The sequence below is a fragment of the Wenyingzhuangia sp. IMCC45574 genome (assembly GCF_054182685.1).
This window is the reverse complement of sequence record NZ_CM135169.1, coordinates 820,506-843,300: the sequence shown is the minus strand read 5'-3', so window position 1 is coordinate 843,300 and position 22,795 is coordinate 820,506. Positions and strand designations below refer to the sequence as shown.

Here is a 22,795-nt window from a genome sequence, read left to right as displayed (position 1 = left end):
TACTAAAATCCTGTAGCTCTTCTTTGCAATTCTACTTCGTCTAAAATGGTAATAGACTTACCAACTAAGTCTATAAGACCATCTTTTTTAAAGGTAGATAGAATACGAATTGCAGATTCTGTGGCAGTACCAACAGAGCTTGCAATTTCTTTTCTACTTAACTGAATTTTAATGGTATTGGTTTCTGTTACCCCATAGGTTTCTTTTAAGAAAAGAATTAAATCGGCCATACGTTGGTGTACCGTATTGGTAGAAATATTGGTAAGTGTATTATTGGCTTCTTTTAAATCTTTACAAACTGTTTTAAACATTTCGTTAGAAAACTTAGGGTTTTCTTCTAGAGGCTTTTTAATCAATTCTTGTGGAATAAAACAAGCAGAAACATCGTTTAATGCAGTCACAGTAATAGGATTAGATTCACTAGTTATAGCAGAATGGTACCCAATTAAATCTCCTTTTTTAGAGAATTTTACAATTTGTTCTTTACCGTTTGCGTTTAACTGAGAGAGCTTACAGACACCGTCTTTAATACAATAAACTCCAGAGGTAAATTTTCCTTCTTGAAAAATAATTTCCCCTTTTTTGAAAACATGAACATCTTTTGAGTCCGAGATACACATTAACTCGTCTTTTGTTAAAGCATTTAGATTATTAAATTGTTTAACAAGGCATTGTTCACATCTAGTCTCCATAGTTATGGCTTTTAATTTTTTTGGGGATTCAACCGATATCAAAATTACAAAAAAAAGACCACGTAGGGAGTATGATAATCGTCATAGAATCCTCCTTTTTTTTTATAGAAATTTGTACTAACAACAACTACTAACTACTATAAATGGCTACATGTTACCACTGTGGAGACGAGGCTGCTGAAGAAATCGTGTTATTTGATGATAAGGAGTTTTGCTGTAATGGATGTAAAACAGTTTATCAAATATTTAGCGAGAACGATTTAACGGATTTTTATTCGTTAGAAGATACTCCTGGAGCTACCCCCAATAGGATTGAAGGAAAGTATAATTTCTTATCGAACCCTAAGGTGGTAGAAAAATTATTAGACTTTAAAGAAGAAGACATAGAGATTGTAACTCTGTATATTCCTATTATTCATTGTAGTTCTTGTGTTTGGGTGTTAGAAAACTTGCAAAAGTTAAATAGTGCTATTGTAAATTCACGAGTGCATTTTTCCAAGAAAACCGTTCAGATTACCTATAAAGACACATCAACTTTACAACAGATTGTAGAGCTGTTAGTCATGATTGGTTACGATCCTTACATTAGTTTAGAAGACGGGGAGAAAACACAAAAAAAGAGTAAAAAGGCCATTTATAAATTAGCCATTGCTGGTTTTGCCTTTGGAAATACCATGTTTTTGTCGTTTCCAGAGTATTTTGGAAAGCCAGATATTTGGTTAGAGCAATACAAGCCTGTTTTTTCTTTATTAATGTTTTTGTTCTCTATTCCAATTGTATGTTATGCAGGGAATGAGTATTTAATTTCTGCGTACAAAGGTTTAAAAAAGAAAATCTTAAATATTGATGTCCCTATTAGCATAGGGATTGTGGTACTTTTTGTAAGAAGTTGTTATGAATATTTTACAGCTACAGGTCAGGGGTATTTTGATAGTTTAACAGGACTGATTTTCTTTTTATTACTAGGGAAGTTTTTTCAGAAAAAAACCTATGATTTCTTGTCTTTTGAACGTGATTTTAAATCCTATTTTCCAATAGCGGTGACTACTATTAAAAATGATGAAGAAATAGTAGTTCCTGTAAATGAATTAAAGGTAGGAGACGTTTTGTTTGTTAGGAATCAGGAAATTGTACCTACGGATGGAATTGTTTTAAAAGGAAAACCAGTATTAGACTATAGTTTTGTAACCGGAGAGTCTAGGTTGATTTCTAAAGACTCTGGTGACAAGATATTTGCAGGGGGAAAGCAACAAGGAGAGGGAATTACTATGGAAGTCACCAAAACAGTAGATCAGAGTTATTTAACCAAGTTGTGGAGTCAGAATTCTTATACAAAAACATCCAAACTAACTCATGTTACAGATACTATTAGTCAGTACTTTACCATAGGATTATTGATAGTTACATTGGTTGCTGCCATAGGTTGGTTGGTGGTAGACCGTACTCAGATTATAAATGTAGTTTCGTCTATTTTAATAGTTGCATGTCCTTGTGCTTTGGCATTATCTGCTCCTTTTGCGCTAGGAAATGTATTGAGAGTATTAGGAAAACAACGTTTTTATTTAAAAGACAGTACTGTAATAGAAAGATTGGCACAAGTAGAAAGTTTGTTTTTTGATAAAACAGGAACTTTAACTACAAGAGAAAAACAGGAGTTTGCCTTTGTGGGACAAGCACTAATTCCTAAAGAAGAAGCGTTGGTGAGATCATTGGTGAAAAATTCAAACCACCCTTTAAGCAGAACTTTATATCAAGAATTAAAAGGGGATAGGTTCGCTTTAGAGTCATTTAAAGAAATAGAAGGAAAAGGTTTGCAAGCTATTTACAAAGGAGATACAATCAAACTTGGATCGGCAGTATATATTGGAGCTAAAAATAATGAAACTGAGAGTAGGGTGTATGTTGCTATAAATAATACCATAAAGGGCTATTTTAAATTTAGCAATAGTTATAGAACTAATATTTTTAAAATGCTACATCAGCTAGGAGAAAATCATGCTATAAATGTTTTGTCTGGAGATAATGATGCAGAGTTGTTTTTATTGCAAGAAAATTTGCCTAAAGCGACACAATTTTATTTTAATCAATCTCCTCACGATAAATTAGATACTATAAAACGAACCCAAGAGCATGGAAAGTCTGTATTAATGGTAGGCGATGGTTTAAACGATGCTGGGGCTTTGTTACAAGCAGAAGTTGGTATTGCGGTTGCAGAAGATGTAAATGTTTTTTCTCCGGCAAGTGATGCCATAATAGATGCAAAAAAACTAGCATTACTTCCTAAGTTTATCAAATTGTGCAAACAAAGTTTGGGAGTGGTAAAGATTAGTTTTGTGTTATCTATTCTGTACAATATAATTGGACTTTACTTTGCTATTTCGGGACAATTAACTCCATTAATAGCAGCTATTCTAATGCCTTTGAGCTCTATTACAATTGTAGTTTTTGTAACGTTGGCTACCAATTTGTTAGGCAAACGTATACGTCTTAAGGTTTAGTAGTTTACCAAGCTATAAAAAAGCACCTTCTAGGTTAAGAAGGTGCTTTTTTTAAGAATTCATATTAGACACTTTATTTTTAAGTTTTTCGTTCTCTTTTAAAATCTTTTTCTGTTCGTTTCCTCTGTATATAAAAGAAATTCCAGTGATAATGGACAGGCCTCCAATCCAAATAGATACAAATAAAAAGAGTGGAACTCCAATAACAGTTAGTGTAATTCCTCCTCTAATATTGCTTTTGGGGTTTAAAGAACCGTTCTGAGATCGTGCATTACCTGCTGCATCTAACTTTTGTTGTAATTTTCTTTGTGCTTCTTCTTCGTCTTTTAAAAAGTCATCGCAATTGTTTTCAAATTCAGGCTTGTGTTTGTAATACCACAAGTGAGTCCAATGTCAAAGTTTACCTTTCTATTCTGACAAATTAAGCAAACATCTAATCGTTCTTTCTGAATCATGATTTTACTATTTTATTACAGAGTTAACAAGTCCTTTAAAAAACTGAATTCCTCCAAATACAATTGCTCCCCAAAATATAAAACCGATGTCTGCCATGGTTGCAATAGTTCCTCCTATACACCACAATGCACCATATAGCATGTCTTTATTAGCCGCTTCTTTTTTTGCTATTTTAATGTGTTGCTCCAAGTCTAGCACTACTTTAGAAGCACTTTGTTCATCTAACCCTTTAACATCAATTAAAGAGGCAATTACTTCAGAACTATTTTTTTCAACCTGAATCATAAGGTTGGCAGCATAGTCGTAAATTTCGTTGTTAATTTTTTCTTCTTCAGCAATTTGATTTTCCATTTGATTTATTTTAGTTGTTAAGCGTTACCTGTAATTAGGTAAATTTAATAAGAAAGCAATTGGCTTTTATCATACTAAAGAACCAAATTTATCTTGTTAGTTATTTCGTTTGCTTTGTTTACAATCATAAAATGCCCGCCATTTTTTACCCATTCAACATTGGATATTTTTCTTTTGGGAAAAATTTTATCCTTAGTTCCGTGAATATGGGTAAGATTAGGCGTGCTATAATTTCCTTGCCAATTTATTATTGCATCGGTGGCCCATAAAGTAAATGTATCGTCACTGTCTTTAATAATCGCTTTTAAAAGTATAGCTTCTTGTTTGGTTTCAATTCCAAAGTAATAATTTGCAGTTTTTAAGTTTAACCATTGTAATAGTTTTAATGGTAAACACTTGTGTAATTGTGTGGCTCTAACAAACTTTAAAGAAAAAGGAAGCTCTTTGTAAGACTTTACGCTAGAAATAATAATAACTTTTTCTGTGACAATGTGTTGGGCAATTTCTTGTGCTATTACACCTCCAAAAGAAACACCTATAAGAATTATCGGCTTACTTGTGTCAATTTGCCTGCTTAGACGGAGTGCGTAATTATGAATAGATTCGTTTTGTAAAGGAGGAATCCAAAAGATATGTTTTTCTGTTACGTTTTTTAAGGAAAGGAATTTAAAAACTCTCTCATCTGCTCCTAAGCCACTTATGTAGTATATGTGTTTCATGATATATCTATTGAACTACTTGACTAAGAACATAGCTGAGTTTGTTGATTTTATTAATATCAATTTCATTATCCTTGGCAGAGTGTATGTTTTTTATGTAAAATCCATTTGGGATAATTGTTTCTTCTACAAAACTAATATTAATAGCTCCATACTTTCTAAATGGAAAGTTATCCGATGCAGGGAGTAACATCTTGGATACTTTACAGGTACCAAACTCTTCTTTAATAGCATTTTCAAATAATGATGCATAATTAGACTTTCCATTTTGTATTATTAGTGGAATAGTTCCGCTGCCACCCACACAGTCTACAGAGATTATTTTACAATTCTTGGGGATTAAGCCATTTTTACTTAAATGTTTTTTATGGGCACTAGAACCTATAAGTCCAAGTTCCTCGTTATCTACAAAAATAAATTTCACATTATTAACTCCTCTGTTTTTAAGTAGTTCTGCAGTTTTTAATATTGATAATACTCCACTCGTATTGTCGTCAAAATTATTTTTATTAGGAAAGAATATAGAAGCCATTGTAACTAAAAAAAAAGTAGATATTATATCTGCTGTTTTTTGATACCCTACGGAGAAAAGACCTGAAAAAAGAGGTAATACTATAAGTGCTAATAACATAAGAAGTTGCCTATTAATCCCAAACAATTTCATTAACCAATGCATCCAAAAAGGAATAATTGTTCCAGTGTCATAGTGTGCAATGAAAATATATTCTGGATTACTATGTTTTGTTTCTAAATTAATAGATGTAGGAAAACCTTTAAACTTGTGTGTTTCTGTTTGGTAACCTAACTCTTGTAACTTAGCTTCAATTAATAGCAAAAAGCTGTTTTTTTGTTTTCTACTAAATCTTTTTTTGTGGGATAATATTTCTTTCATAGATAGCAATTAAAGTAACAGTTAAGAATACATAGTAGAGTCGATTCTTAACAGTGAGAACAACTAAATTACTATTTGCAGTAAGGAAATTCTAATATTTTAGTTTAACTAATTGTTAATGTAAGAAAGTACTTTTTCAGCTTGTTTTATATGTCTCTCATTATGGTAAATAACGACTCTAAAGGTATCTCCCAAACGTAATTTTATCCATTTAGAAATAGAAATAGCTGTTTTGGTTTTGTCTAAACTTATATGTTGGGCTTTGTTTAACAAGTCTATTATTTGATGTTGGTGGTTTATAAAAATAGCTATGGTGTCTGTATCTAATGCAGAGTTAGCAGGATCCATTGCCTTAAAAGTTTTCATTTTGTTTAGCGGTTCGTTGTAAGATACCGATTTGCTAAAATAAGCCCCTAACCAATTACTTTTAAACTCCTTTGTATTGGGATGTTTTGCTGTTTTAATTTTACTTGTAATCTCTGGAATGTAGAAATCTCCATAGCGATTTAAATGTGCGATACATTCTAGAACACTCCAACTATTAGGGTTCTCTTTCCAGTTTAATGTCGTTGTAGAAAGATGTCTAAAATTTTCTGCTGTATTGATGTTTTCTTTGGTTAATTCTAATAATTCCTGAATAAAATCTGCTGTAATTATTGCCATCGTATATTTTTTTACAAATTTCAGTTATTTAAGAATTATAAAAATTGATTGAAATTAAGATTTTTTAATTCTAGAAAGTGTTTCTGGAGTCATTCGTAAATAAGAGGCAATGTACTTGTCCGGAATTTCCTGAAACAATTGTGGACTTCTCTTTAAAACACGTTTGTATCTTTCTAGTGGAGAAGAAGTAAGGATGTCTCGTTCTCGTTCCATTTGTTGTAAAACAAAGCTCTCTAATAATTGCAGCCAAACTTTTTTAATTTCGTCTGTAGCCTGAATTAACCGAGTGTAGCTTTCTTTAGAAATGGTTTTAACAGTCGTTTTTTTTAGAGCTTGAATGTAAAAGTCTGATGGCTCTTCGTTTAAGAAAGAATCTAACGCAGCTACAAGGTTGTTTTTGTAACCAAAACGAATGGTGTGTTCTTCAAATTCGTCAATTACAAAAATTCGTAAACTTCCATTAACTATCCAGTATAAATTGGTGTCTACAGTTCCTTGAACTTTTAAATATTCGTTTCTTTCCAGAGTTAGCTCTTTTTCCCATAAATCGTTGTGATTGATTTGCTGTATAAGAAATTCTATTGGGTTCATGAAATGGAGTAAAATAGATGATTCAGAAGGAGGGATTTCTGTATGAAGGTTAAAAAGTTAACTATTTTGGTTTTTATTGTTTGTGTAACCAAATTCTAATTTCCTTTCGTAACGAAACTTCGGGTTTAGGGAGGGGAATTGTTTGACCAAATTGTTTACTTCTCTTAAATTTAGAATAGGTTATTTTATGCTTTTTCCAAGCTTCAGGAAACAGTTCTATAAACTTATTAAAAAATAGTTGTTCGTTAATTGGTCCCTCTATTTTAGAAAGTACTTCCTTAAATTTTTGGTCTTGTTCTGGAATCATTTTTTTTAGGGTGAAGTAACTATTTTTTTACTCCAGTTTGATTGTTAATTGGTTACGAAAATACGATATTAAAAAAGGTGTAACACATAGTAAATATACATAAAACATCAAGAAAGAGGTAAGGAGGGAAGTAACTTTAGCTATTTTAGTATAGTGCATAACTATTGTGAAACCACAATAATAGATCTGATAAAAACAATAAAAAAGAGTAGGTGTTAATTTGTAAGAATGTAAAAAGGTTCTTTTTTTTCTAGGTCTTACAACATCTCAAAAAGGATAGAATAAACTTTGTTTTCGTATGCTGAGAGCTCTTTAGATTTTTGCAGAAACCTTACAGATAGCTGTTCCGTTAAAAGTTTAATTTCTTTATCCGAACGGTTTAATATGGCTGTTGCGCGATCAACCAGGTCAAAATTATATTGATGCAAACTTGCAATTAGCAGCCTAGCATAGTTAATAAAAGAGTTTTCTTTTAGAATACAACCAATTAGGCCTATCTCTTCATAAGATTCGGTTGGGCATTTATTTAAGATGTCACGTTCTTCTTGTGTTAGTGCTATGTTACCTTCAAAAAAACGTAACAATTCTACTTGTCTCTCGTAACCACTGTTAGGCGTTAAAATTTTTCGTTTGTCTAAATTCATGATTTTTATTAATAAGCGGGTTTAGAAAGGATGGTTAATGGTGGAAAAAAAATACGCTTCTTCTTAACTTATTTTACATGCCCAATTCCAAAGCCCATGTCTTCTATTTTGTACAAGTGACTGTGATCGTGCATTAGTAAATGCCTTAGCATAATGTAGGGAGTGTAGGTTTTGTATTCTGGGTGAATGGCTTTTTTATGCCAATCTTTTGGGTTGAATTCCTTTGCTAGTTCTATGGTTTGTTGTCTGATAGTAAAGAAGTCTGCTATAGTTTTTTCTAAGTCAAGATCTATAAAAAACGTTTTAGGAAAACTTTCTCCGGATAAAGGTTTAAAAACAGGTTGTTCCAGTTCTTTAAAATCGTGTAAACGCTTTTGAAAACCATAGATATCTCCAACAGCTACATGAGTTGCGTTTTCGTGTATAGACCATTTTCCTTTTACGATTTCTTTTTTATAAAGCTCTGGTTCAATTTCTGAAATAAGTTCTTTTAGAATTCTTGGTGTTTCGTTAAGAGCTTGTAGTAGTGTTTCTATTTCTTTGGTCATTTTTTTGAGATTTTAACGTTTACAATCTGGGAATTTATTCATCAGCAGCAAAAAAAGTCCATTTCTCATTGGATTCAGCATGAATTAATATCATACCAAATTCATTTACTTTTTTTACCAACCAATTAGAACTATGCTTTTGAGTCTTAAGAGAAAGTATTTGTGTTTTTAGGTTAAAACTCCAGTTACCATCTTTTAGGTGGGTAAAAGCATCTGAGTTAAAATGATGATTAGCTTCTAATTGTAGAAATTTTCCTTCTACTAGATTTTGAGTTTTCGATTTTTTATCACTGTCTCTAGAAGCATAATACCATTTACCAACTAACTGATTTTCTGTTTGGTTATTGTTTGTTTTTGGTGCTGAATTTGTTTGCGGATTCACCTTAAGAGGACTGGTTTGAGCTATAGACATAAAGCAAATGAATATTGTAAGAATTCGTGTTATTTGTTGAAACATTTTATCAAGGGGGTTTTAGTTGGATAAAGTACTAATACGTCTGAATAGCTTCTATAAACTCTCGTTTTGTTTCATTATCAAAAACTTTGAGTATTGTAAAGTTATTTTTTTTCTCAATTTCATAACTACCTTTAACGTGATTCACTATAAAGTCCGAGTTTTCTTTTTTATAGCTTTTAGCACAAATAGAGATGTCTGAAAAGGGAGTGTATATCCACTCTAGATTTATAGGGGTGTCATTTAAATATTTCTCATCATCTATTTTTGAAAATTGTCTAAGTATAGTTTTTTGAAAAGGAAGAGAATGTTTTAGTTTAATGATAGAATCGTGTTGTATAATCGTGTTTAGGTGAATTACTTTATCTGTAAAACCATATTCATGATAGAATTGATAGATAATATCATTAGTAGGTGTGTATGCGGATTGTTCGAATATGGTTAAAAATGGTTCATTCATATATTCAATAGAACCCTCACTAGGTGGTATTCCACAGCTATTTATCATGAGTACTAGTGATGTGGCAAAAGTGAATGTTTTTATTTTTATCGGATTAAGCACCCTGAAAAATATATATAATAGGATTATAATTGAAAAAGATTCAAAGCATATGATATAAATACTAAGATTTTGCTCATCAATTGTTCCATCTTTGGAAACTAAAATACTTAAGCCAACTACAATAATGATTTTCAGAAAGAGGAAGGTTGGAGCTTTTTTTAGTAATGAATAAACTATGGTAAACTCAATGATTCCAGAAACTATAAATGCTGGAATCAAAAAATAAGCTATTACCAAATATTGAAATCGGTATGCTATGTTTTCTGTTAATTGATGACTTTCATCCAAGGCCAATACAATAAGTGAGACTATTTGTGTACAAATTAGGAGTATAAAGATAAATTTTAGTAGTTTATTTTTCATTTAGTAGCAAACGGGTTTTCTATAAAAATAGGAAAGTCTATGAAAAGAAAAAAGCGTAAACGGATGAGTGTTTTAATGTTAAAGAAAAGGAAGTACTAATAAAAAAACAACCTGTTTTTGTAAGTCTGGAATTATTTACAAAAACAGGTTAGGATTGGTGTATAAAATTATTTTTAGAACGGAGCAAACTCATCTTTAGCTCCCTCTGGCAAACTCCAACGTTGACGAGCTGTAATTGTTTCTGGAGCATCCTCGGTAGATGCTGAACCACCAAAATTACCATAGCTACTATTTCCTCCTCTAGGTACTTGCATACGATCTCCGTACAACCAAACAACTAAATTGCTACGTTGACCGCTAGTAATAGGGTGTGTAGCGTGTGGAACCGTACCACTATGAATCATTGCTTTACCTGGTTCAAAAACAGTCTGTACCGTTTTTCCTGAGTCTTTGTCATAAAAATCTACCTGAGAACCTGTAAATTTCTCATCGGGTAAATTGATGTTGATGTTTAAGGTAGCAGCAGAAGCATCTGTATGTGGTTTTAAATCTTTGTCTTTATCTGGGTTGTACTGAATAGAAAAACCAAATGTCTGGTTGTCGTATCCGTACGTTCCTAATAACAAACGAGCAATTGGTCTCATGTAACGATTCATGATGTCGTTATAGAATGCCTGAAAATTAGGAGCTGCTAAATACCCTTCTGAGCGTTCGTCAATCATAAAACCATGACGGTTTAATTGGATTCCATATGGAGGACGTGCAGGAATTTGTGAATTCGCTACTGCTTCTAAATAATTACGGAAATCTGCCAAACGCTCAACATCAAAAAACTGTATGGTATAAACACCTGGGATTACTTCTTTCCATAAATCTGCTACAGCATTTTCTTTCTCTGGGTTTTCCCATGCATCGTTAATGGCTTGTCTTAAACGAGGATCTAATAAAGTTTCGTCTGGAACTAGTAAAGTATCCTTGTTTTCTATTTCCCATTCTGCCCATGCTTCTTCTAATAACTTTCTGTTATCGTTCCAGAATTTTGTAACAGATGGGTGTCTTTGTAACATTTCTTTACGTGATGGTAACGTAAGTGCTCTTGCTTGTGTAAGTGAATTATTATTTTCCATTTTTTCTGTTTTTTTTCGGTTTTAATTATAGTGTAAAGGTATACCGAAAGAGAGCCTTTGTTTTGGTAAGAAAAAAGTGAATTTTGGTAAAAAACGATGTTTTTGGTTAGGGGTCGTGTAGGTAAAGGGGTATGGGAGAGATTTTAGGGTGTTTCACCATCAAACCGATATGATTTTAATCTGCGTGAAAACTAGGAATGTAAAACTTTCAAAGCCACAGTACCAGATATATTTTGTTCCATTAGAATTCAATACCTATAAAGAACCAAATATTATTTACAAAAAAATGTCGGGTAACAGTAGCGTTGCCTAGTTTAGTTTCTTCTAGCGGATTAAGGTAGAATCTAAATGGAATTTCAAAATAAGAGTAAAGCCCTTTTATTTTAAAGAGAGTAGTTGCTCTATAGCCAAGACTAAAACCAAGAGTAGGTGAAAAATTTTCAACGGATTCGTTTAGTCTTGTGTGTTCGTAATAATCATTTGCATAACCTCCAAGAGCACCTAAACTAAATCCCTTTACAATGGGAATGTTGTAAATCAAGTCATAGCTTTTAATCAAACCACGTACATTATTTCCATCAACTGCGTTAGCAAAGTTACTGGATAAATGTTCTTCTGTGGCTTTTATATTATTATAAACGAATCTTAGTATATGTTGGTTTTTAAACCTTATTCCAATTTCTCCGCTAAAGTTTTGGAATTTATTAAATGCCATTTCACCTAATCCGTAACCTACAAAGTAACTAGTTGTTTTCTGACTATCGAGAATAGTCTCTTTATTGGTAACCTGATCTTTCTGATTTTGGCTAAAAACATTTATAAAGCAAAAACACACTGCTGAAATTAATATTCTTTTTTTCATTAATTCTTATAGTTTTCGTTCACTCTGTTCTTTTTTATATGATATGTCTTATGGCCTTGCATATATAAAGATAAAACTTCATATTTAACTTTACAAATTAAAACCTTGTGCAACAGGCACCTGTGGTGGGGTTAGTTTATTTCCTATATTTTATCTTTCTTTTGAACTTTTTATAGATTTTTCTGTTTTTTAATTCTCCGTTTATTTTGTTCAATGTGAAGGTCTTTTTTTCTACCCAATTTCCTAATTTATCATATTTATATTCTACTTGATAGAAAACGTTATCATTTTCATTCCAATTTCTGGGATAAAGTATGCAATCTCCAAAGTCATTATATTTATTAGTAATAGATTTTTCGGAAATTTTGTTTTTTATTATTTGGGTAGTTGATTGATTTATCATTTTGCCAGTTCCATTGTAAACTTTCCAAACTTTCTTGTTTTCGGTATAAAAGTAGTCTGTAGTTTCATAGCCTACAAGCTGATTTTTAGAGTTATATAATTTTGATAAAGTTTTGTTCTTTAATGAGTCATTTTCGATAATTTCTAAATCAATTAAATTCCTGTTTTGGTCCATGGTTCTGGTCTCAATTCTTCCAGTATTATCATATTTATACTTTGTAGATTTATATCTCCATCCAGATATTGAGTTTTTATTTTTAAAAGACCTGTAAATTAAATTTCTGTTTTTATTATAAATGAATACTAACTCCGCGTTAAATTCACCATTTTTATATCTCTTTTCAGAAATTGTATCTAATTTTTTAGAATAAGTAATAATTGATTTTTGATACTCAGTATTATTCTTGTTGTAAAAAGTATAATTTTTAGTGATTTTTAAAGGGACTCCAAATATTATATTGTAACTATCATGAATATTAGTATTAAATGATTCATTTTTTTGAGCTGTTAAATGAGTCCAAAATAGTATAGAAAGTCCTAAAGTGATAAATTTATATCTCATGATTTTAATTAACCCCAACGTGTTTAATAAATTGGATTTTTGGTAGAGTAGCAGCGAAACTATCGGCCATGACCAATTTAGTTTAAAAGTAGTGAACTGAATGTTAGGAACAAAGCCGATAATCGAACTTATTATTTATTGGCTGTAGTTTTTACTTTCTTATTTATTTCAAAAAAATCTAACTTATTTTTCTCTAAAATTTCGTTCACACTTTTCCATTCTTTAGACAAAATCAAGTTTCTAATTTTTTCAAAATATGCTAAATCCTTTTTCGCCCATTCAATAGATTTGATTTCGTTTAGTTCTTGAATTTTCACATTGAGTAACTTTAAACTTCTTTCAGTTAGATTTTCCTCGATTACGCTACTTAACTCAACACTCAAATCATAAATTTTGTTATTCTTAATGAAATCTTCATTTTCAGTTATTTGTAGAGTTGAATTTAATTTTTCAAATACAGGTATGACTTTTTCTTTTATTGTTTCAGCTATAGTTATACAGTTTTCAATATAATTTGAGTTTATTTTATACCATTTATCTCGGTTAGACTCATGGTCACCAACTCTTCGCGATGATAATAAATAATAGCTTTCAGGTCTATGCCAAGATATTGGTCTGATACATGTATTTATTGTAAACGAATTACCATATTGACTTTTTTGGAAATAAAATGATTGATAAACATTATTTACAATTCTATAACTTGTGTTCGGACTTTGTTTTTTAAAACCATACTGCTTTAATTCTTTATGTATTTCAGAAATTATTTTTTTAAAAACTACTCGACCTTCTTCTTTTGATAAATCATCCATTTCATTGAATTTAGATTTATTAAATATTTTTTTTAGATCAAATAATTTCATTTAGAATTTAGGTTTGTAATTACAGCCAACGTGTTTAATAAATTGGATTTTTGGTAGAGTAGCAGCGAAACTATCGGCCGTGACCAACTTAGTTTAAATGTAGTGAACTTAATGTTGGGAACAAAGCCCTTAAAAATGGGCTATGGTATAGTTGTTTTTGTGCTTTTGGCGGACTTGTACAATGGTTGTAGGTGTTATACTAGTTCTTTTTTTTACTAACAATATTTATCCAAATAATAACTCCAAGAATCGTTCCTATTACAGCACCACTAAAATTAGAAGCTCCTCCATTGCCTATTGAACCTAATAACCCTCCTGCAGCAAAACCAATGGAAAAACCTAGGGTTATAAATATGATTAGCAAAAGAAGGTTTTTAAAAAATTTCAAAATAGAATTGAATTTATTCGGATTAGAATCAATATTTAATTCAGAGTTCATTTTTTTTTTATTTGACATTCCAATCCATAGTCCCACATACATAATTAATCCAATTAAGAGAAATAAGGAAAAGATGAAAAAAACAAAACGAATAATAATTACAGATTTACCAAAATAATCAGCTAAACCAGAGCAAACTCCTCCGAAAATACTGTCATTAGTACTTCTATATAATTTTTTAGTAGGATTGTTCTTTTTTAGTTTTAAGTCAATATCAGATTGATTGTTATATGTTACTGTCTTATGATTTTTTTTGGGGTTATTCATTTAGTGAGTATTAAGTGCAATGGGTTTAATAAGTTTGAATTTTAGCAGCCGTGACCAACCTAGTTTAAAGGTAGTGAACTGAATGTTAAAACAAAGCCCAAAATTGATCTCTTTTCTGGTGCTCTCCCGAAGTTTCGTGAGAGTACGAGGTTGAATTAATGGGGGCTTATAGTGTAAAGAAATACCTGAAATTTATAGAAAAAAGAGCCCAAAGTAAAGCCAAAGCCTTGGCAGCTTCTTTTTTTACATTTATGTTGTCTCCAAACTTGTTTTTAGTTTGCCTAAGGCCTTGTAGAAATTAGTTTTTAGTAACTAGTTAAAAAACACAAAGCCCTTAAAAGGGCTCTATAGTGTAGTTGTTTTCTTGTTTTTTGGGACTTGTGCAACGGTTACCATTGTTGTGTGTAGTTTTTATTCGTTCAATTTCTTGGAAAAATAACAATTACGTTCCCTTTTGAATCGGTCATTTTCCCATTCTCTAATTCAATTTTTTCGGTAAGAGGTAATTGAGATAATTTCTCCACGATAGTTTTAGTTAATAATTTTATGTCGTCAGAAGGATTGGTAATTCCTTCGTCTTGCATTTGCATTCGGATTGTATAAATTCCTAAATAATGTTTTACGTCCAAATTACCCATCTATTGAAACACCAACTTGTTTATTATTCTCAAAATGAACATTGAAAAAGTAGTTTTGTCCTTCTTTTTCTTGGAACGCCATTTCAAATCCTTCATCACGTACTGATATTCCTTTCAGTTCAAAGTGTTTTTCAATCGACATGAATTCCATTTCTGCATTTTCAAATTGTTCTTTAAGTGCTTTTTCCGATTCAGATTGTATTTCCGTTTCGTTATTCAGCGCATTGAGTAAAATCCGCTTTTGGTTTTCAGATATTCCATCTTTATTTCCTGCGATTAAAATTTCAATATCACAATTCAAAAATCTTTTATTCACTTGCCAACCAACATCATTTCCTCTCGTACTAAAACTCTCAATTTCTCCAAAATCAGAGTCAGTCGTTTTTAGTTTTTTACTTCCAAATAGATTCTCAAATATTCCCATTCAGTTTGTTTTTAGTTAGGTTGCTTAATAAATTACACACAACTTGTTATATCTGCTAAAAACCTGTGGTTATCCCCCTTAATCGTGGTGATAACCGCGACTTTTAGTTATGGTTATTGGAATATAAATATATTGATTTTTATCAATTAGAGCTACTGTATTTTAAACGTTTCTCTATAGCCATAATAATACTACCAGCCACATCTTTACCAGTGGCTGTTTCAATTCCTTCTAATCCCGGAGAAGAGTTAACTTCTAGCAGCAAAGGTCCTTTGTTAGAACGGATTAGATCTACTCCGGCTACAGGTAGGTTTAATATTTTAGCAGATTTTATGGCTAGTTTTTTCTCCTCTGGAGTAATTTTAACAATAGAAGCAGAACCTCCTTGGTGTAGGTTAGATCTAAACTCTCCTTTGGCAGCCGTTCTTTCAATCGCAGCTACTACTTTTCCGTCTACCACAAAACAACGCAAGTCTTTTCCGTTGGCCTCTCTAATAAACTCTTGTACCAAAATATTGGCATTTAAACTCTTAAAAGCATTAATAACAGACTCGGCTGCTTTGCTAGTCTCTGCCAAAACCACTCCTTTTCCTTGTGTACTCTCTAAAAGCTTAATAATTAAAGGAGCTCCGCCAACCATATTAATTAAATCTTTGGTGTCTAATGGCGATTTTGCAAAACCTGTAGTAGGAATTTGTATGCCGTTTTTAGAAAACAATTGAGAAGAATATAGTTTGTCTCTAGAAGAACTAATAGACTCTGCTTCGTTTAAACAAAAAACATTTAAAGATTTAAAAGTTCTTAGCAGGGCACAACCGTAAAAGGTCATGCTGGTCTTAATTCTAGGAATTACCGCATCAAAATCATTCAGCACATTTCCTCCACGGTAACGAATTTCTGGAGTCTCTGTATCTAGTTTCATGTAGCATTGCTGTACATTTAAAAAGACCATTTCGTGTCCTCTTAAACGACCTGCTTCCATCAAACGTTTGTTAGAGTATAATTCTGGATTGCTTGCGAGTACCGCAATTTTTAATCCAGATTTTTTTAAGATAAAAGGCTCGTATTTGGTTTCAATTTCTTCGTCAGAAATGGCTCCAAACAAAAATTCCTTGGCTGGGTTTACCAACATACGGTTTTCCATGGCCTCTCTACCCAGTAGCATTTTAAATTCCATAGAATTTCTATCCGCCAAGGTCAATTCAATATCCCAAGTTTCTCCATCCATGGTAACAGAAGAAGAAATTACATAGCGTTTTTCTGGTACTCCGGTAGAACTTTTAATAATTCTAGTTCCAATAATTTTAGCTTCACATTCAATAGAAATGCTTCGGTTTTCGTTTAGTGGCTGTACTTCAAAACGAACCCAGTTTTCTTTGTTTTTTTTGTAGGTACTTATATTGTTAGCTTGTATAGACGAGGTTTTGGCACCAGAATCTACTCTGGCTCTAATAGCAGGTATTCCTAATTGTTTAAACTGACACCATTCTTTGTTTCCTGCGATTTTTAATGATTCCATTTTGTGTAATATTTTATCTTCAATTTTACGATTTTTAAGAATATCAATGTTAGAAAAAGATTAATTTTTAACTACTGAAATTTTCTTTATTTCAAATGCTTTTTTAATCGTATTGAATTCTTATATTTGCGCAAGGAAATTTGAAGTATGAACACAATAAAATTACATCATCACCATATCCAGTACTGCGCTTAAGCGAGTTGGAAGGATTATGTTGTAATGTAAAACATATATTTCAAACCCGTTTGAGCTATCTCAAGCGGGTTTTTTATTTTAAAATTTATCAAACTAAATACACAATGAGCACATTAAAAATTGCCATTCAAAAATCTGGAAGATTAAACGAGGATTCTTTAAAATTATTAAAAGAATGTGGAATTGCTATTGATCATCGTAACGCACAGTTAAAAGCAACAGCAAGAAACTTTCCTTTGGAGGTTTTTTATTTAAGAAATGGCGATATTCCTCAGTATTTACGCGATGGAGTGGTAGATATAGCTATTTTAGGTGAAAACACTTTAATAGAAAAAGGAGAGGATTTACCAATTGTAGAGCGTTTAGGGTTTTCTAAGTGTAAGGTTTCTTTAGCAGTGCCTAAAGGAGTGGAATATACTGGGATTGAATATTTTCAGGGAAAGCGTATTGCAACTACTTACACAAATACTTTAGAAAAGTATTTAACAGAAAAAGGTATTAAAGCATCGTATCATAAAATTGCAGGATCTGTAGAAATAGCTCCAAACATTGGATTGGCAGACGGTATTTGTGACATTGTAAGTTCTGGTGGTACTTTGTTTGCCAACGGATTAAAAGAGGCAGAAGTAATGTTTTGGTCAGAAGCGGTGTTAACAAGCTCTCCATCATTAGATGCAGACAAGCAATCTTTGTTAGATACCTTACAGTTTAGAATTCAGTCTATTTTAAAAGGACGTGCCAACAGATATGTGTTGTTAAACGCACCGAATGATAAAGTAGCGGATATTATTAAAGTAATTCCGGGAATGAAATCTCCAACGGTTTTACCATTGGCACAAGAAGGATGGAGTTCTATACATACCGTAATTCCTAAAAACAAATTTTGGGATATTATTGATGAATTAAAAGCGTTAGGAGCAGAAGGAATCTTAACAACCGAGATAGAGAAGATGGTTCTTTAATATTGCTGTAAGCCATAAGCAATAGGCCATAAGCGTGCCTAATGCATATAGCGTATAGCTTAAAGCCAAAAAAATGAAAACATACATAAATCCAGCAAAGAGCACTTGGGCAGAAATTACCAAAAGACCTGCTAAAGAAGCAGATACTTTAGGGGCTACTGTTAAAGGTGTTTTTGATGAAGTTAAAGAAAAGAAAGATCAGGCTTTAAAGGCATTTACAGAAAAGTTTGATGGAGTAGTTTTGTCTGATTTAAAAGTTTCTGAAGGAGAAATAGAAAAAGCAATTTCTTTGGTAGATGAAGATTTAAAGGAGGCAATTGTATTAGCAAAGGAAAATGTAGAAAAATTTCACGCTTCTCAAAAAATAGAGAAGAAAGTAATTTCTACCATGAATGGAGTAGACTGTTGGCAAGAAATGAAACCGATTGAAAGAGTTGGTTTGTATATTCCGGGTGGGTCTGCACCTTTGTTTTCTACCATTTTAATGTTAGGAGTACCCGCAAAAATTGCAGGGTCTTCTAAAATTGTACTGTGTACACCACCTGCTAAAGATGGAAGTATTCATCCCGCAATTTTATTTGCCGCTCAGTTGGTTGGTGTTACAGAAATATACAAATTAGGAGGAATTCAGGCCATTGCTGCAATGACCTACGGAACCGAAACAGTACCCAATGTGTACAAGATTTTTGGACCAGGAAACCAGTATGTAACTGCGGCCAAGCAATACGCATTAAGTCAAGGGTTGGCAATTGATATGCCTGCCGGACCAAGCGAGGTAATGGTAGTGGCAGACAAGCATGCAGATGCAAGTTTTGTGGTAGCTGATTTATTATCGCAAGCAGAGCACGGAGCAGACAGTCAGGTAATTTTGGTGACAGAATCACAAAAATTAATTGACGAGGTACAAGTAGAATTAGAAAAGCAATTAGACGAGCTGCCAAGAAGAGATATTGCTATTGAAGCGATTGAAAATTCAAGTGCTATTTTAATAGAAGAAATTGCAGCTCAGAACGAGTTGATTAATGAATATGCACCAGAGCATTTAATTTTAAATGTAGTGGATGAGGCTATTTATATAGACAATATCATCAACGCAGGATCTGTATTTATTGGACCTTTAACTCCAGAAAGTGCCGGAGATTATGCTTCGGGAACCAATCATACCTTACCAACCAATGGATATGCAAGAATGTACAGTGGGGTAAATTTAGATGCGTTCACCAAGAAAATTACCTATCAGAAAATATCTGCAGAGGGAATCCAAAGCATTGGACCTGCAATAGAGTTAATGGCAGCAGCAGAAGGCTTAGATGCACATAAAAATGCAGTAACGTTGAGATTGGAAAGTCTTAAGAGCATAGAGTAATTAGTATTAAGTACAGAGATGAACGTAACAGTGCTAACTTAGTGCTTTATATTAGGAAATATTAGAATGAGATAAAGTAGTGGTGCTAACTTAATACACAGTACTAACTACTCAATACTAAAATATAATGTCAAACAAGATACAGGTTTATTTAGAGGAACATCAGAAAACATTAGGTTATATAGGTACACCTTTAGCAATCATCATGTTTGTTTCATTAATAGAAGTACTAATTTCTAACCTAAAAGGTGAGAGTAAAATAGTAATACAGCCTTTGTTTACAGCGTTAAACGGATTTATTTGGGTATTGTATGGATATGGTCGTAAAGATTATTTCTTGTTGATACCAAATGCCGTAGCCTTCGTTTTAGGGGTAATAACAACAGCTGTTATATTTATATAATATAGTGTCTAGTAGTAGGTAGCAAGTATTAAAACCTTATGTAACAATACCTGATACTTAATACCAGATACCCATACGGTAAAAGAAATGAGTTTTGATTTAAACAATATAATAAGAGAAAATGTAGCTAAAATGAAAGCTTACTCTTCTGCAAGAGATGAGTTTACAGGAGCTACAGATGATATGGTTTTCTTAGATGCGAACGAGAATCCGTTTGAGAATGGAGTAAATCGTTATCCAGATCCTTTGCAAAAAACAGTCAAATCAGAATTGGCTAAAATCAAAGGTGTTGCACAAGAAAATATATTATTGGGGAATGGTTCTGATGAGGTGATTGATTTGATTTTTAGAGCTTTTTGTGAGCCTAAACAAGATAAAATTATCACATTGCCACCTTCGTATGGAATGTATAAGGTTTCTGCAGATTTAAACAATGTAGAAATTGTAGAAGTGCCATTAACAACTAACTTTCAGCCCAATGTACCGGCTATTTTAGAAGCGGTTGACGAGCATACTAAAATTTTGTTTTTATGTTCTCCTAACAACCCATCAGGAAACTTATTCGACTATGCTCATGTTAAAACATTGGTAGAGAGTTTTAATGGTTTGGTATTGATAGACGAGGCTTATATCGATTTTGCTTCGGAGCCTAGTTGGGTAACTCGTTTGGAAAAATATCCAAATTTAATGGTAAGTCAGACTTTGTCTAAGGCATATGGAATGGCAGGAATTCGTTTAGGAGTGTGTTATGCATCTAAAGAGTTGATTGCTGTGTTAAATAAAATTAAGCCTCCATACAATGTAAACGAATTAACGCAACAAAAAGCTTTAGAACGTTTATTGGCTTACGATGATGTGCAAGAGGAGATTGAAGCAATTTTAGAAGAAAGAGATGCGTTAGAGGAGCATTTGCAACAAGTTTCTTATGTAGAAAAAATCTATCCAAGCGATGCGAATTTTTTATTGGTAAAGGTAGATAATGCGAACAAGCGTTACGATCAATTGATAGAGAAAGGAATTGTAATTAGAAATAGAACTACCCAGTTGTTGTGCGAAAACACATTGCGATTGACAGTAGGAACAAGAGCGGAGAATAAAGCGTTAGTAAAAGCTATGCTTTCGCTGTAAGCTATATGCCATAGGCAATATGCTTTAAATAATATGTTATAGAAAGGCCTAAAGCTTAAAGCCTACAGCCTAAAGCAAATAGAATATGAAGAAAGTACTATTTATAGACAGAGACGGAACGTTATGTATAGAACCTCCTGTAGATTATCAATTAGATAGCTTAGAAAAGTTAGAGTTTTATCCTAAGGTATTCCGTTATTTATCAAGAATAGCGGAGGAGTTAGATTATGAGTTGGTGATGGTAACCAACCAAGATGGGTTAGGAACAGATTCTTTTCCAGAGGATACGTTTTGGCCTGCTCAGAACAAAGTAATCGAAGCTTTTAAAAATGAAGGTGTTGAATTTGCAGCAGTTCATATAGATAAAACTTTTCCACATGAAAATGCTCCAACAAGAAAACCTAGAACAGGCTTGTTAACGGAGTATTTTGACAAGGAAAAGTACGATTTAGAAAACTCTTTTGTATTAGGTGATAGAATTACCGATATGGAGTTGGCTAAAAATCTTGGAGCCAAAGGAATCTTTTTGTCAGAAGATCCTACATTAGGAGCAGATGAAACAGAAGCTGACCAAAAAGCCATTCACGATTGTATTGCGTTAACTTCTACAGACTGGAAAGCTATTTATGAGTTTTTAAGGTTAGAAGATAGAGTGTCTGAAATTACGAGAAACACCAACGAAACTAAGATTTACATTCAATTAAACTTAGACGGTTCTGGTAAAAATAATATAGATACAGGAGTTAAATTCTTTGACCACATGTTAGATCAAATTGGTCGTCATGGAGCAATGGATTTAACAGTAAAGGTAGATGGAGATTTAGAAGTAGATGAGCATCATACCATAGAAGATACCATGATTGCTTTAGGGGAGTTGTTCCACAAAGCATTAGGTAATAAATTAGGAATAGAACGTTACGGATTCTGTTTGCCAATGGACGATTGCTTGGCACAAGCAGCTGTTGACTTTGGAGGAAGACCTTGGTTGGTTTGGGAAGCAGATTTTAAACGTGAAATGATTGGAGACATGCCAACTGAAATGTTTTTACATTTATTTAAGTCGTTTACAGACGGAGCAAAATGTAATTTAAACATAAAAGCAGAAGGAGATAACGAGCATCATAAGATAGAAGGAATTTTTAAAGCCTTTGCAAAAGCTATGAAAATGGCTGTAAAGCGTGATGCAAATAAAATGTTTTTACCAAGTACAAAAGGTCTGCTTTAGCAGACTGCTATAAGCTACATGCTGTAGGCTTTATGCTAGCCTATTGCCTAAAGCTTAGAGCCTAAAGCAATTTAAGATGAAAATAGCAATTATAAACTACGGAGCCGGAAATATACAGTCTATCCGATTTGCCATAGAGCGATTGGGGTACGAAGCGTTATTAACCAACGACGTAGAAACCATAAAAACGGCAGATAAAGTAATTTTTCCAGGAGTGGGAGAGGCTAGTAGTGCCATGAAAATGTTACGCGATACTGGATTGGATGCCTTAATTCCGACCTTAACACAACCTGTACTAGGAATTTGTTTGGGAATGCAATTAATGTGTAAATCTACCGAAGAAGGAAATACCCAAGGATTAGGGATTTTTAATGTAGATGTGATTCGTTTTGAGAACATTGTAAAAGTGCCGCAAATAGGATGGAATCAAATTACAGGATTGGGATCTAAAATCTTTAACGATGTACAAGAAGGAGCCTATATGTATTTAGTACACAGTTACTATGCTCCACTAGTAAAAGAAACGATTGCAACTACAGAATACGGAGTACAATATTCTACTGCTTTGCAAAAAGATAATTTTTACGGATTGCAGTTCCACCCAGAGAAGAGTAGTAAGGATGGGGAAAAGATTTTGAATAACTTTCTCAATATGTAATTTTAGAGTAGTTAG

Annotated in this window: 27 protein-coding genes; 7 read left to right on the top strand and 20 right to left on the bottom strand. The window is 32.6% G+C overall.

Annotation, left to right across the window (positions count from 1 at the left end; translation table 11 throughout):
* Window positions 1-2: 2 nt before the first annotated feature.
* Complete coding sequence (locus ACXHHC_RS03710) at window positions 3-692, bottom strand: Crp/Fnr family transcriptional regulator (protein WP_458228310.1); 690 nt, start codon at window positions 690-692, stop codon at window positions 3-5.
* A gap of 143 nt (window positions 693-835) precedes the next feature.
* On the opposite strand from ACXHHC_RS03710, the gene ACXHHC_RS03705 reads away from it, so the two are divergent.
* Entirely contained in the window at window positions 836-3,190 is a 2,355-nt protein-coding gene (locus ACXHHC_RS03705; RefSeq protein WP_458228309.1) for a heavy metal translocating P-type ATPase, read from the top strand.
* Window positions 3,191-3,241: 51 nt separating this feature from the next.
* On the opposite strand, the gene ACXHHC_RS03700 is transcribed toward ACXHHC_RS03705, so the two are convergent.
* The 19 genes from ACXHHC_RS03700 to rimK all read right to left on the bottom strand — a co-directional run bounded on the left by ACXHHC_RS03700 (window position 3,242) and on the right by rimK (window position 16,843).
* A complete protein-coding gene (locus ACXHHC_RS03700; RefSeq protein ID WP_458228308.1) occupies window positions 3,242-3,571 on the bottom strand; it encodes a hypothetical protein in 330 nt (109 codons plus the stop codon).
* Between the two features lie 81 nt (window positions 3,572-3,652).
* Window positions 3,653-3,997, bottom strand: a complete 345-nt coding sequence (locus tag ACXHHC_RS03695) for a hypothetical protein (RefSeq protein ID WP_458228307.1) — start codon at window positions 3,995-3,997, stop codon at window positions 3,653-3,655.
* A gap of 74 nt (window positions 3,998-4,071) precedes the next feature.
* Window positions 4,072-4,716, bottom strand: coding sequence for an alpha/beta hydrolase (locus ACXHHC_RS03690; protein ID WP_458228306.1), 645 nt, complete (start codon window positions 4,714-4,716; stop codon window positions 4,072-4,074).
* A 7-nt stretch (window positions 4,717-4,723) separates the two neighbouring features.
* Complete coding sequence (locus tag ACXHHC_RS03685; RefSeq protein ID WP_458228305.1) at window positions 4,724-5,608, bottom strand: M28 family peptidase; 885 nt, start codon at window positions 5,606-5,608, stop codon at window positions 4,724-4,726.
* 108 nt (window positions 5,609-5,716) lie between these two features.
* Window positions 5,717-6,271 carry a DinB family protein gene (locus ACXHHC_RS03680; RefSeq protein WP_458228304.1) on the bottom strand — a complete coding sequence of 185 codons (555 nt, stop codon included), beginning with the start codon at window positions 6,269-6,271 and terminating at the stop codon, window positions 5,717-5,719.
* Window positions 6,272-6,325: 54 nt separating this feature from the next.
* Window positions 6,326-6,862 (bottom strand): Crp/Fnr family transcriptional regulator, encoded by a 537-nt coding sequence (locus tag ACXHHC_RS03675; protein WP_458228303.1) that lies wholly within the window; start codon window positions 6,860-6,862, stop codon window positions 6,326-6,328.
* A 73-nt stretch (window positions 6,863-6,935) separates the two neighbouring features.
* Window positions 6,936-7,169 carry a hypothetical protein gene (locus ACXHHC_RS03670; RefSeq protein WP_458228302.1) on the bottom strand — a complete coding sequence of 78 codons (234 nt, stop codon included), beginning with the start codon at window positions 7,167-7,169 and terminating at the stop codon, window positions 6,936-6,938.
* A gap of 257 nt (window positions 7,170-7,426) precedes the next feature.
* Window positions 7,427-7,813, bottom strand: a complete 387-nt coding sequence (locus ACXHHC_RS03665) for a hypothetical protein (protein WP_458228301.1) — start codon at window positions 7,811-7,813, stop codon at window positions 7,427-7,429.
* 68 nt (window positions 7,814-7,881) lie between these two features.
* On the bottom strand, window positions 7,882-8,361 hold the full coding sequence (locus ACXHHC_RS03660; RefSeq protein WP_458228300.1) for a DinB family protein: 480 nt from the start codon (window positions 8,359-8,361) through the stop codon (window positions 7,882-7,884).
* 34 nt (window positions 8,362-8,395) lie between these two features.
* Complete coding sequence (locus ACXHHC_RS03655) at window positions 8,396-8,773, bottom strand: hypothetical protein (protein WP_458228299.1); 378 nt, start codon at window positions 8,771-8,773, stop codon at window positions 8,396-8,398.
* 76 nt (window positions 8,774-8,849) lie between these two features.
* Window positions 8,850-9,740 carry a hypothetical protein gene (locus ACXHHC_RS03650; RefSeq protein WP_458228298.1) on the bottom strand — a complete coding sequence of 297 codons (891 nt, stop codon included), beginning with the start codon at window positions 9,738-9,740 and terminating at the stop codon, window positions 8,850-8,852.
* Window positions 9,741-9,913: 173 nt separating this feature from the next.
* The gene (locus ACXHHC_RS03645) at window positions 9,914-10,867 is read right to left on the bottom strand and encodes a 2OG-Fe(II) oxygenase (protein WP_458228297.1); all 954 of its coding nucleotides are present in this window, start codon (window positions 10,865-10,867) and stop codon (window positions 9,914-9,916) included.
* A gap of 241 nt (window positions 10,868-11,108) precedes the next feature.
* On the bottom strand, window positions 11,109-11,729 hold the full coding sequence (locus ACXHHC_RS03640) for a hypothetical protein (protein WP_458228296.1): 621 nt from the start codon (window positions 11,727-11,729) through the stop codon (window positions 11,109-11,111).
* A gap of 136 nt (window positions 11,730-11,865) precedes the next feature.
* Window positions 11,866-12,693 carry a hypothetical protein gene (locus ACXHHC_RS03635; protein WP_458228295.1) on the bottom strand — a complete coding sequence of 276 codons (828 nt, stop codon included), beginning with the start codon at window positions 12,691-12,693 and terminating at the stop codon, window positions 11,866-11,868.
* Window positions 12,694-12,824: 131 nt separating this feature from the next.
* Window positions 12,825-13,556 carry a DUF4304 domain-containing protein gene (locus ACXHHC_RS03630; protein ID WP_458228294.1) on the bottom strand — a complete coding sequence of 244 codons (732 nt, stop codon included), beginning with the start codon at window positions 13,554-13,556 and terminating at the stop codon, window positions 12,825-12,827.
* A 199-nt stretch (window positions 13,557-13,755) separates the two neighbouring features.
* Complete coding sequence (locus ACXHHC_RS03625; RefSeq protein ID WP_458228293.1) at window positions 13,756-14,262, bottom strand: PspC domain-containing protein; 507 nt, start codon at window positions 14,260-14,262, stop codon at window positions 13,756-13,758.
* A 419-nt stretch (window positions 14,263-14,681) separates the two neighbouring features.
* Window positions 14,682-14,891 carry a hypothetical protein gene (locus tag ACXHHC_RS03620; protein ID WP_458228292.1) on the bottom strand — a complete coding sequence of 70 codons (210 nt, stop codon included), beginning with the start codon at window positions 14,889-14,891 and terminating at the stop codon, window positions 14,682-14,684.
* Between the two features lies 1 nt (window position 14,892).
* The gene (locus ACXHHC_RS03615; RefSeq protein ID WP_458228291.1) at window positions 14,893-15,324 is read right to left on the bottom strand and encodes a hypothetical protein; all 432 of its coding nucleotides are present in this window, start codon (window positions 15,322-15,324) and stop codon (window positions 14,893-14,895) included.
* Window positions 15,325-15,466: 142 nt separating this feature from the next.
* Complete coding sequence (gene rimK / locus ACXHHC_RS03610; protein WP_458228290.1) at window positions 15,467-16,843, bottom strand: 30S ribosomal protein S6--L-glutamate ligase; 1,377 nt, start codon at window positions 16,841-16,843, stop codon at window positions 15,467-15,469.
* A 299-nt stretch (window positions 16,844-17,142) separates the two neighbouring features.
* On the opposite strand from rimK, the gene hisG reads away from it, so the two are divergent.
* From hisG to hisH, 6 genes are all read left to right on the top strand, one after another.
* A complete protein-coding gene (gene hisG, locus ACXHHC_RS03605) occupies window positions 17,143-18,000 on the top strand; it encodes an ATP phosphoribosyltransferase (RefSeq protein ID WP_458228289.1) in 858 nt (285 codons plus the stop codon).
* Between the two features lie 73 nt (window positions 18,001-18,073).
* A complete protein-coding gene (hisD, locus tag ACXHHC_RS03600; protein WP_458228288.1) occupies window positions 18,074-19,366 on the top strand; it encodes a histidinol dehydrogenase in 1,293 nt (430 codons plus the stop codon).
* 127 nt (window positions 19,367-19,493) lie between these two features.
* The gene (locus ACXHHC_RS03595) at window positions 19,494-19,769 is read left to right on the top strand and encodes a SemiSWEET family transporter (protein WP_458228287.1); all 276 of its coding nucleotides are present in this window, start codon (window positions 19,494-19,496) and stop codon (window positions 19,767-19,769) included.
* Between the two features lie 87 nt (window positions 19,770-19,856).
* Entirely contained in the window at window positions 19,857-20,897 is a 1,041-nt protein-coding gene (gene hisC, locus ACXHHC_RS03590; protein ID WP_458228286.1) for a histidinol-phosphate transaminase, read from the top strand.
* An 85-nt stretch (window positions 20,898-20,982) separates the two neighbouring features.
* On the top strand, window positions 20,983-22,122 hold the full coding sequence (gene hisB / locus ACXHHC_RS03585) for a bifunctional histidinol-phosphatase/imidazoleglycerol-phosphate dehydratase HisB (protein ID WP_458228285.1): 1,140 nt from the start codon (window positions 20,983-20,985) through the stop codon (window positions 22,120-22,122).
* A 76-nt stretch (window positions 22,123-22,198) separates the two neighbouring features.
* The gene (gene hisH / locus ACXHHC_RS03580; protein WP_458228284.1) at window positions 22,199-22,780 is read left to right on the top strand and encodes an imidazole glycerol phosphate synthase subunit HisH; all 582 of its coding nucleotides are present in this window, start codon (window positions 22,199-22,201) and stop codon (window positions 22,778-22,780) included.
* Window positions 22,781-22,795: the final 15 nt, after the last annotated feature.

What these genes read in the sequence shown, in the direction of transcription:
- ACXHHC_RS03710 (WP_458228310.1), bottom strand. Translation starts at nt 692, where the DNA reads ATGGAGACTAGATGTGAACAATGCCTTGTTAAACAATTTAATAATCTA.
- ACXHHC_RS03705 (WP_458228309.1), top strand. Translation starts at nt 836, where the DNA reads ATGGCTACATGTTACCACTGTGGAGACGAGGCTGCTGAAGAAATCGTG.
- ACXHHC_RS03695 (WP_458228307.1), bottom strand. Translation starts at nt 3,997, where the DNA reads ATGGAAAATCAAATTGCTGAAGAAGAAAAAATTAACAACGAAATTTAC.
- ACXHHC_RS03690 (WP_458228306.1), bottom strand. Translation starts at nt 4,716, where the DNA reads ATGAAACACATATACTACATAAGTGGCTTAGGAGCAGATGAGAGAGTT.
- ACXHHC_RS03685 (WP_458228305.1), bottom strand. Translation starts at nt 5,608, where the DNA reads ATGAAAGAAATATTATCCCACAAAAAAAGATTTAGTAGAAAACAAAAA.
- ACXHHC_RS03680 (WP_458228304.1), bottom strand. Translation starts at nt 6,271, where the DNA reads ATGGCAATAATTACAGCAGATTTTATTCAGGAATTATTAGAATTAACC.
- ACXHHC_RS03675 (WP_458228303.1), bottom strand. Translation starts at nt 6,862, where the DNA reads ATGAACCCAATAGAATTTCTTATACAGCAAATCAATCACAACGATTTA.
- ACXHHC_RS03670 (WP_458228302.1), bottom strand. Translation starts at nt 7,169, where the DNA reads ATGATTCCAGAACAAGACCAAAAATTTAAGGAAGTACTTTCTAAAATA.
- ACXHHC_RS03665 (WP_458228301.1), bottom strand. Translation starts at nt 7,813, where the DNA reads ATGAATTTAGACAAACGAAAAATTTTAACGCCTAACAGTGGTTACGAG.
- ACXHHC_RS03660 (WP_458228300.1), bottom strand. Translation starts at nt 8,361, where the DNA reads ATGACCAAAGAAATAGAAACACTACTACAAGCTCTTAACGAAACACCA.
- ACXHHC_RS03655 (WP_458228299.1), bottom strand. Translation starts at nt 8,773, where the DNA reads ATGTCTATAGCTCAAACCAGTCCTCTTAAGGTGAATCCGCAAACAAAT.
- ACXHHC_RS03650 (WP_458228298.1), bottom strand. Translation starts at nt 9,740, where the DNA reads ATGAAAAATAAACTACTAAAATTTATCTTTATACTCCTAATTTGTACA.
- ACXHHC_RS03645 (WP_458228297.1), bottom strand. Translation starts at nt 10,867, where the DNA reads ATGGAAAATAATAATTCACTTACACAAGCAAGAGCACTTACGTTACCA.
- ACXHHC_RS03640 (WP_458228296.1), bottom strand. Translation starts at nt 11,729, where the DNA reads ATGAAAAAAAGAATATTAATTTCAGCAGTGTGTTTTTGCTTTATAAAT.
- ACXHHC_RS03635 (WP_458228295.1), bottom strand. Translation starts at nt 12,693, where the DNA reads ATGAGATATAAATTTATCACTTTAGGACTTTCTATACTATTTTGGACT.
- ACXHHC_RS03630 (WP_458228294.1), bottom strand. Translation starts at nt 13,556, where the DNA reads ATGAAATTATTTGATCTAAAAAAAATATTTAATAAATCTAAATTCAAT.
- ACXHHC_RS03625 (WP_458228293.1), bottom strand. Translation starts at nt 14,262, where the DNA reads ATGAATAACCCCAAAAAAAATCATAAGACAGTAACATATAACAATCAA.
- ACXHHC_RS03615 (WP_458228291.1), bottom strand. Translation starts at nt 15,324, where the DNA reads ATGGGAATATTTGAGAATCTATTTGGAAGTAAAAAACTAAAAACGACT.
- rimK (WP_458228290.1), bottom strand. Translation starts at nt 16,843, where the DNA reads ATGGAATCATTAAAAATCGCAGGAAACAAAGAATGGTGTCAGTTTAAA.
- hisG (WP_458228289.1), top strand. Translation starts at nt 17,143, where the DNA reads ATGAGCACATTAAAAATTGCCATTCAAAAATCTGGAAGATTAAACGAG.
- hisD (WP_458228288.1), top strand. Translation starts at nt 18,074, where the DNA reads ATGAAAACATACATAAATCCAGCAAAGAGCACTTGGGCAGAAATTACC.
- ACXHHC_RS03595 (WP_458228287.1), top strand. Translation starts at nt 19,494, where the DNA reads ATGTCAAACAAGATACAGGTTTATTTAGAGGAACATCAGAAAACATTA.
- hisC (WP_458228286.1), top strand. Translation starts at nt 19,857, where the DNA reads ATGAGTTTTGATTTAAACAATATAATAAGAGAAAATGTAGCTAAAATG.
- hisB (WP_458228285.1), top strand. Translation starts at nt 20,983, where the DNA reads ATGAAGAAAGTACTATTTATAGACAGAGACGGAACGTTATGTATAGAA.
- hisH (WP_458228284.1), top strand. Translation starts at nt 22,199, where the DNA reads ATGAAAATAGCAATTATAAACTACGGAGCCGGAAATATACAGTCTATC.